At 62.9% G+C, this 2,296-nt stretch carries 2 protein-coding genes; one reads left to right on the plus strand and one right to left on the minus strand.

Annotation, left to right across the window (positions count from 1 at the left end):
* Positions 1-671: 671 nt before the first annotated feature.
* Entirely contained in the window at positions 672-1,193 is a 522-nt protein-coding gene (locus tag ABN273_RS59040; protein WP_349458562.1) for a GNAT family N-acetyltransferase, read from the minus strand.
* A 471-nt stretch (positions 1,194-1,664) separates the two neighbouring features.
* Between ABN273_RS59040 and ABN273_RS59045 the strand changes: the two genes are divergently transcribed.
* Positions 1,665-2,249 (plus strand): GNAT family N-acetyltransferase, encoded by a 585-nt coding sequence (locus ABN273_RS59045; RefSeq protein ID WP_349458563.1) that lies wholly within the window; start codon positions 1,665-1,667, stop codon positions 2,247-2,249.
* The last annotated feature ends 47 nt before the right edge of the window (positions 2,250-2,296 follow it).

Genomic DNA, 2,296 nt, shown 5'->3' on the forward strand with positions numbered 1-2,296 from the left:
GACGGCCCGCACGACTTCGGCCCGCAACTCTGGCGGATATATTCTCGGCTTCTTCGCCACGTGCTTCCTTCCCGGACTGCCTCTGACCCTACTTGGGTCCGAGTCCGGAAGGTTCGGGGCACCTCAGGCTGCGTAGGCGAAGCGTGTTTGTGGCTCTTCGTGCCATGCGGCTTCGGCCTCTGCCACGAAGTCACGCGTTTGAGTGAGGGAGTTGGGTCCCCATGCCTGATACCGGCAGACCTCGGGTAGGCCGGCCCAGGAGTGGACGGCTTCGACATCCGTGAGTTGGAGTTGCCGGAGTCGGACGTCAGGATGTCTCATGATCTGAATGATGCCGCGCGATTGAGGTGGATGAGGTTCGACGGCATCTCGTGTTGGCGCGGCCCAAGCACGGCCCAAGGCGAACCCCAGCTCAGAAGCAGGCTCCGAGGTGAAGGGTAGTAGGCGCCAGGGGCTCGAACCCGGAACCCGCGGATTAAAAGATCCAGTTCGAGTCGTTCCGGATCGTTCAATGCAGGTCAGCTCCTATACGCGGCCCATCCTGAACAGTTCTGAACGGCCTCGTATTGCAACCCGAACTGCAACCCTGCGGCTCTCCAAGCCGTGAGGAGGAGCTTCCAGCTTGGTCCTGAGTAGGACTGGGCGGATGTGGCTGTGAGTCGTTGTGTGCCTCAGCTCAGCGGGAGGTGAAATCTTGTGTAGTGCTCGAATTCAGCAGCAGGGCTGAATCCCAAGCGCTCAAGGACAGCGACGCTCTTTGAATTGCCATGCGTTACCCCCGCGAAGATATCTGTTGCGCCAAGGGTGGTGCACGCAAAATTGATCAACGCGCTGCAAGCGGCCGTCATGTAGCCCTGGCCAGTCGCGGCTTCGTCGAGCCAGTAACCGATTGAGTACCGGGGCGGATTCGCTGGGTTGAGATCCACTCTACCGATAAGCCGATCGCACTCCCGCACGCCGTACTTGATGGTGCGGTCCGGCGGGCTCGTGAAGTACTCCGTTACAGACTCGGGCGTGGCGGTCTTGACCTCCTCATAGTCGCCGTTGCGAGTCAGGTGCTCACGGTTCCTCATGATGAGGTCGTAGTAGGTCCCGGCGTCAGCCACGGTGAGCGGATTCAGGGTAAGGCGTGGCAAGGGTGTCCGAAGGACGGGCAACTTACGCGGGCATGTCGAATCGCCGACCACGATCATGAACCGTATTTGGCGCGACCGAAGGCCGCAATACCTTTCTGTCCTGCTGATCGGATGCTCCACACGTCCCCTGCTCCCGCTAGCTGCCCCGGACAATCAGGCGGCGGGTGCAGGGGACCCGTACGGCGGTGGCGCGGCGCTGGGGTCGGCGAGTTCGGGGGTACGGCGGCGGCTTGTGCGGCGGGCCGCGCGCACCTCCGCGCGAGAACGCTGGGGACCCAGTAGCTCTCATTAGGCCGCATGCCCGGGACGGCAGGCGGGAGCGGGGCCGTGCGCACGGCGCGGAGCGCCGTCGCCTTGAACCAATAAAGAAACTCTGAGACAGCTCTCGCTAGTGCTCTGACGGCATGGGTTCGCCGGGTCGGTGGTCGCTTCGTTCGCTCTGGGAGCGATCTGTGTTTCTGGGTGGCGGTGTCACGTAGCAGAAAAAGTGATTGCCTCGGGGCCAGAGTGCCATGTTGGCTGGGCAGCATGGCTGAGCTGCGTACCGATCGCCTCTTCTTGCGCCGATGGCGTGACTCCGACCTTGAACCGTGGGCGGCGATGAATGCCGATCCCGAGGTCCGGGAGCACTTGGGTGACCTGCTTACCCGCGAACAGAGCGATGCCTCCGTGTCGCGATTTCAGGCCGAGTTCGACCAGCGAGGCTACGGGTGGTGGGCGGTTGAGGTGGAGGCCACGGGCGAGTTCATCGGCTTCGCGGGCTTGGATGAAGTGGACGACCACATGCCGTTCACAGGAGTGGAGATCGGCTGGCGGCTCGCCCGCTCGGCCTGGGGCCAGGGCTACGCTACCGAGGCTGCGCTGACAGTCCTGGCCCACGGCTTTGACGCTCTTGAGCTTCCTGAGATCCTCGCTGTCACAACGGCCACCAACCTTCGTTCCCAGGCGGTGATGCGCCGGATCGGCATGACCCGGGACCCAGCCGACGACTTCGACGACCCCACCGAGCCCGAAGGGCCACTGCGTCCGAACGTGAGGGGCTCCGAATTTTCCGGACTCGACCCAAATGAAACTATATCACGCCGCGACCCGGTTATCGAACCATTCCTCTAGCACTTCCGATGGCGGGCGATATCCCAACCCAGAGTGAAGTCTTCGCC

This window comes from Nonomuraea sp. B19D2 (assembly GCF_040137845.1).
Classification (GTDB): Bacteria; Actinomycetota; Actinomycetes; order Streptosporangiales; family Streptosporangiaceae; genus Nonomuraea.

Bases quoted from the DNA above. Each gene is read 5' to 3' on its own strand.
- ABN273_RS59040 (WP_349458562.1), bottom strand. From the start codon at position 1,193: ATGATCGTGGTCGGCGATTCGACATGCCCGCGTAAGTTGCCCGTCCTT.
- ABN273_RS59045 (WP_349458563.1), top strand. From the start codon at position 1,665: ATGGCTGAGCTGCGTACCGATCGCCTCTTCTTGCGCCGATGGCGTGAC.